General features: G+C 63.0%; 4 protein-coding genes. 1 reads left to right on the forward strand and 3 read right to left on the reverse strand.

Annotated elements, in window-relative coordinates; all coding sequences use genetic code 11:
- Positions 1–360 precede the first annotated feature (360 nt).
- On the forward strand, positions 361–1,614 hold the full coding sequence (gene glyA / locus ACPZMI_RS00635; protein ID WP_054894053.1) for a serine hydroxymethyltransferase: 1,254 nt from the start codon (positions 361–363) through the stop codon (positions 1,612–1,614).
- Between the two features lie 68 nt (positions 1,615–1,682).
- Here glyA and yjiA read toward each other — a convergent pair whose 3' ends face one another.
- The 3 genes from yjiA to ACPZMI_RS00650 all read right to left on the reverse strand — a co-directional run bounded on the left by yjiA (position 1,683) and on the right by ACPZMI_RS00650 (position 5,015).
- Complete coding sequence (gene yjiA / locus ACPZMI_RS00640; protein WP_426351462.1) at positions 1,683–2,657, reverse strand: GTPase; 975 nt, start codon at positions 2,655–2,657, stop codon at positions 1,683–1,685.
- Positions 2,658–2,737: 80 nt separating this feature from the next.
- Positions 2,738–2,935 (reverse strand): YbdD/YjiX family protein, encoded by a 198-nt coding sequence (locus ACPZMI_RS00645; protein ID WP_054894051.1) that lies wholly within the window; start codon positions 2,933–2,935, stop codon positions 2,738–2,740.
- A gap of 13 nt (positions 2,936–2,948) precedes the next feature.
- Positions 2,949–5,015, reverse strand: coding sequence for a carbon starvation CstA family protein (locus tag ACPZMI_RS00650; protein ID WP_065864062.1), 2,067 nt, complete (start codon positions 5,013–5,015; stop codon positions 2,949–2,951).
- Positions 5,016–5,101: the final 86 nt, after the last annotated feature.

Below are 5,101 nucleotides of genomic sequence, written 5' to 3' on the forward strand. Positions count from 1 at the left end.
TTTTTTCGATGCCTGGTGGAGGCTGGATTGGTGCCCAGCTTCTTCGGGCAGTCCACCCTGTAGGAGCGGGCTTGCCCGCGAAAAGGACACCGCGCCGCCTGGCACGGGCTACGCCCGTGTTCGCGGGCAAGCCCGCTCCTACAGGGTGGACTGCCCGAAGAAGCTGGGCACCAATCCAGCCTCCACCAGGCATCGAAAAAACGGACTTCGGAGTCAACTAGCGCCCCGTCTCAGCCCAGTCCCCGCGCGGTCTGCAACATGAAGCCCACTGGTCCGCGACTTGATGCCACTTCATATGCCAGGCCCGACCCAATCGGTTAGAATGCCATCCCAATTCAGCCCCGATCCTTGAGGACCGCCATGTTCAGCCGTGATTTGACCATTGCCAAGTACGACGCCGAGCTCTTCGAAGCCATGCAGCAAGAAGCCCTGCGCCAGGAAGAGCATATCGAGCTGATCGCTTCGGAAAACTACACCAGCCCAGCGGTCATGGAGGCCCAGGGCTCGGTTCTGACCAACAAGTACGCAGAAGGCTACCCAGGCAAGCGCTACTACGGCGGTTGCGAGTACGTCGACGTCGTCGAGCAACTGGCCATCGACCGCGCCAAGGAACTGTTCGGCGCCGACTACGCCAACGTCCAGCCGCACGCCGGCTCCCAGGCCAACGCTGCCGTCTACCTGGCCCTGCTGTCGGCCGGTGACACCATCCTGGGCATGAGCCTGGCCCACGGCGGTCACCTGACCCACGGCGCCAGCGTCAGCTCTTCGGGCAAGCTGTACAACGCCGTTCAGTACGGCATCGACGGCAACGGCCTGATCGACTACGACGAAGTCGAGCGCCTGGCTGTCGAGCACAAGCCGAAGATGATCGTCGCCGGCTTCTCCGCCTACTCGCAGGTCCTGGACTTCGCCCGCTTCCGCGAAATCGCCGACAAGGTCGGTGCCTACCTGTTCGTCGACATGGCCCACGTCGCTGGCCTGGTCGCCGCTGGCGTCTACCCGAACCCGGTTCCATTCGCCGACGTGGTCACCACCACCACCCACAAGACCCTGCGTGGTCCACGTGGCGGCCTGATCCTGGCCCGTGCCAACGCCGACATCGAGAAGAAGCTGAACTCCGCAGTCTTCCCCGGCGCCCAGGGTGGCCCGCTGGAGCACGTCATCGCCGCCAAGGCGATCTGCTTCAAGGAAGCCCTGCAGCCTGAGTTCAAGGCCTACCAGCAGCAGGTAGTGAAGAACGCCCAGGCCATGGCCAGCGTGTTCATCGAGCGTGGTTTCGACGTCGTTTCCGGCGGCACCGAGAACCACCTGTTCCTGCTGTCGCTGATCAAGCAGGAAATCTCGGGCAAGGACGCTGACGCCGCGCTGGGCAAAGCCTTCATCACCGTGAACAAGAACTCGGTCCCGAACGACCCACGTTCGCCGTTCGTCACCTCGGGCCTGCGCTTCGGCACCCCGGCCGTCACCACCCGTGGCTTCAAGGAAGCCGAGTGCCGCGAGCTGGCCGGCTGGATCTGCGACATCCTCGCCGACCTGAACAACGAAGCGGTGATCGACGCCGTGCGTGAGAAGGTCAAGGCCATCTGCAAGAAGCTGCCGGTGTACGGCAACTGATTGGCAATCGCCTGATGTGAAAAAGCCCGGCCTTGTGCCGGGCTTTTTGCTTATGTCTTGCGGACCTGTCAGCCAGCCAACGCGGCAAAATCCTCGCGTATCCGGTCTTGCGGCAGCTCATCACCGATAAACACCATCACGCTTTCGCGCACCTCGTCCTCTTTCCACTCGGCATCCCAGTCGAAGCCATACAGCTTGAGCACGCCCTGAAACACCAGCCGACGGTCCTCCCCGGCGATGTTCAACACACCCTTGTAACGCAGCAATTGCTTGCCATGGTCTTCCAGCAACTGGTTCATGAAGTCGCTGAGGCGGTCGATGTCCAGCGGCTTTTCCGTGCGTAGCACAAGGGTGGAGATACGGTCCGGGGTCGCGGGCTTGAGCACCGGACGCAGGGTCGGCCTCAGGCTCAGCCCCAAGTCCGGGTTGAGGTTGAAACCGCGCACATCGAGCAGCTCAGCCAGGTCGATACGGCCATGCTCGACCACGCGGATCTGTGCGCGGCCATTGATCCGCGCCAAACGCTCGCGCAGCGCGTCGACCACGTCTGCTTCGACCAGGTCCGTCTTGCTCAGCAGCAGGCGATCGGCAAAACCGACCTGGGCCTGGGCGATGGCCTGGGTCAGGTGGAACTCGGCATGCTTGGCGTCCACCAGGGTGATGATGCCGTCGAGGATGTAGCGTTCGCGCAGCTCCTCGTCGATGAAGAAGGTCTGCGCCACCGGCGCAGGGTCGGCGAGGCCGGTGCACTCGATCACCAGGCGATCGAAGGCGATTTCACCGGCATCCTGGCGTTCGAGCAGCAGGTACAGGGCACGGGTAAGGTCGCCATGGATGCTGCAGCACACACAACCGTTGGCCAGGGTCATCACCTGTACCGGTTCGTCGCCCAGCAGTTGGCTGTCGATGCCCGCCTCGCTGAATTCGTTTTCGATCACGGCGATCTTCAGGCCATGCTCGGCCTTGAGCATGTGCTTGAGCAGGGTGGTCTTGCCGGCACCGAGAAAGCCGGTGAGCACGGTGACGGGAATCGGGGTATGCACGCGTTTGCCTCCATTGAAGCCGAAAATGACTGTGGGAGCCCGATTGCGCGGGCTCCCACAGGTTCAATCAAGTTACAGACTCAACAGCACTTGGGGCCGGCCTTGCCACCGTAACGGGCTTCCTGGCGCTCCTTGAAGAAGTCCTCGTAGCTCATCACCGGCTTGTCCGGATGCTTGTTCTGCATGTGCTCGACATAGGTGTCGTAATCGGGCATGCCGACCATGAGTCGGGCAGCCTGCCCCAGATACTTACCCAGTCGCCCCAGGTCGTTGAACATCGCTGCAATCCTCTCAAGCGTCAGGCAGGGCCTGGAATGGGGTTTCCTTGTCGCTGCGCTCCTTGCGACCCAAGGCGGCGATACCGACCTTGATGGCGAAGAACAGTACGCTGAACACCACCACCAGGAACAGCACGGTGAGACCGGCGTTGGTGTAGGCGTTGAAGATCACGTGCTGCATCTGGCCGATGTCCTTGGCCGGGGCCAGGACCTGACCAGCATCCAGCGCGGTGCTGTACTTCTTGGCCAGGGCCAGGAAGCCGACTGCCGGGTTCGGGTCGAACAGCTTGATCAGGCCTGCGGTGGTGGTGCAGATCAGCAGCCACAGCGCTGGCAGCAAGGTGACCCAGATATAGCGCTCGCGCTTCATCTTGATCAATACCACGGTGCCGAGCATCAGCGCGATACCGGCCAGCATCTGGTTGGAGATACCGAACAGCGGCCACAGGGTGTTGATGCCGCCCAGCGGGTCGATCACGCCCTGGTACAGCAGGTAGCCCCACAGCGCCACGCAACCGGCGGTGCCGATCAGGTTGGCGGTCCACGACTCGGTGCGCTTGAGCGCTGGCACGAAGCTGCCCAGCAGGTCCTGCAGCATGAAGCGCCCGGCACGGGTACCGGCATCCACGGCAGTCAGGATGAACAGCGCCTCGAACAGGATCGCGAAGTGGTACCAGAAGGCCATGGTGTTCTCACCCGGCAATACCTGGTGGAGGATCTGCGCGATCCCCACCGCCAGCGTCGGTGCACCACCGGCACGCGCCAGGATGGTGTGCTCGCCGATGTCACGGGCGGTGGCCTCGAGCTGCTCGGGGGTGATGGTGAAGCCCCAACTGCTGACGGTCTGCGCCACCGACACGACGTCGGCACCGACCACTGCGGCCGGGCTGTTCATGGCGAAGTACACGCCCGGCTCGATGACCGAGGCGGCGACCATGGCCATGATGGCGACGAACGACTCCATCAGCATGCCGCCGTAGCCGATGTAGCGGGCGTTGGTTTCGTTGTCCAGCAGCTTGGGCGTGGTGCCCGAGCTGATCAGGGCATGGAAGCCGGACACCGCGCCGCAGGCGATGGTGATGAACAGGAACGGGAACAGGGTGCCCTTCCACACAGGCCCGGTACCGTCGGTGAACTGGGTCAGGGCCGGCATTTTCAGCTCAGGCGCGATGATCAGGATACCGATGGCCAGGCCGATGATGGTGCCGATCTTGAGGAAGGTCGAGAGATAGTCACGCGGTGCCAGCACCAGCCACACCGGCAGCACGGCGGCGACGAAGCCATAGCCGACCAGCATCCAGGTGATCTGCACGCCGGTAAAGGTGAACGCCGGGCCCCACACAGGATCCGCCGCGATCACGCCGCCCAGCCAGATCGATGCCAGCAGCAGCACCACGCCGATCAGCGAAATCTCGCCAATACGGCCCGGGCGGATGAAGCGCATGTAGATGCCCATGAACATGGCGATCGGGATGGTCGCCATCACCGTGAACATGCCCCACGGGCTCTCGGCCAAGGCCTTGACCACGATCAGCGCCAGCACCGCGAGGATGATGATCATGATCAGGAAGCAGCCGAACAGGGCGATGGTGCCCGGAATGCGGCCCATTTCCTCACGCACCATGTCGCCCAGCGAACGGCCGTTACGGCGGGTGGAGAGGAACAGGACCATGAAGTCCTGCACGGCCCCTGCCAGTACCACGCCGGCAATCAGCCAGAGCGTACCGGGCAGGTAGCCCATCTGCGCGGCGAGCACCGGGCCGACCAGCGGGCCGGCGCCAGCGATGGCGGCGAAATGGTGACCGAAGAGGATGTGCTTGTTGGTCGGGACGTAGTCCAGGCCATCGTTGTTGAGTACCGCCGGGGTGGCCCGGCGCGGATCGAGTTGCATCACCTTGGTGGCGATGAACAGGCTGTAGTAGCGGTAGGCGACCAGGTAGATGGCCACAGCCGCGACCACGATCCACAAGGCGTTGATGGCTTCACCGCGACGCAGGGCGACCACACCCAGCGCACAGGCTCCTATGACTGCCAGCGCCAGCCACGGGATGTGACGTAGCAGGCTGTTATTGTTATTCATGGCATGCTTCCAGCTAAGTGGTTGGAATAGACAGCTCACTGAGTCTAGGGCCTGCTCGCCAGCTTTACCATATTGAATTGCACCCC

This window comes from Pseudomonas wayambapalatensis, from assembly GCF_049942315.1.
GTDB lineage: Bacteria > Pseudomonadota > Gammaproteobacteria > Pseudomonadales > Pseudomonadaceae > Aquipseudomonas > Aquipseudomonas wayambapalatensis.